General features: G+C 72.6%; 1 protein-coding gene. It reads left to right on the top strand.

Features of this window, described 5'->3' with window-relative positions; genetic code table 11:
* Positions 1-12: 12 nt before the first annotated feature.
* A partial coding sequence (locus FVW20_RS18210; protein ID WP_372435023.1) for a tetratricopeptide repeat protein occupies positions 13-594 on the top strand: 582 nt, incomplete at its 3' end.

Below are 594 nucleotides of genomic sequence, written 5' to 3'. Positions count from 1 at the left end.
CAGGACGACGACGTGCCCGCCGCCGCGGCGGCGGGTGATTCCGCACGGACCGCGGGCGGCGGGGTGGCTGTGGCCTCTGCCTCGGACGGCGTTCCCGCTCCCAAAGCGCCGGCCAAGGCAAAGAAGGGCGCACGCAGCGACCCGGCCAAGGCCGCGAAGCTGTACGCAGAGGCGCGCAAGGAACTGGATGCCCTGCGTGGTGACGCAAAGCGGGCGGCCCTGCGTGAACCGTGGTTGCGGGTGATGGCCCTGTACGAGGGGGCGCGTGATGCCGCGCCGGAAGGGGAGCTGGCCCCCAATGCCGCCTACGGCATGGCCGTGGCGCAGGAGGAACTGGCGGCGCGCTCGTGGCGCAAGGACGATTTTCTCGCGGCGGTGACCCGCTACAATGAAGTGGCGGCCGCCTACCCCGATGATTCGCTGGCCGATGACTGCATGCTGCGCGCCGCGCGGCTGCGGGCCAGCCGCCTGGACGACACCGATGGGGCGCACCAGTTGCTGGAAGCGCAGCTGCGCCGCTACCCCAAGGGCGACATGGCCGGAGAGGCCCGCGCCCTGCTGGCGGACCTGACCGCAGCGCGCATCACCGCAGCG

The organism is Nitratidesulfovibrio oxamicus, assembly GCF_015731765.1.
Lineage (GTDB): Bacteria > Desulfobacterota > Desulfovibrionia > Desulfovibrionales > Desulfovibrionaceae > Cupidesulfovibrio > Cupidesulfovibrio oxamicus.
This window is presented reverse-complemented; position numbering and strand designations above follow the sequence as displayed.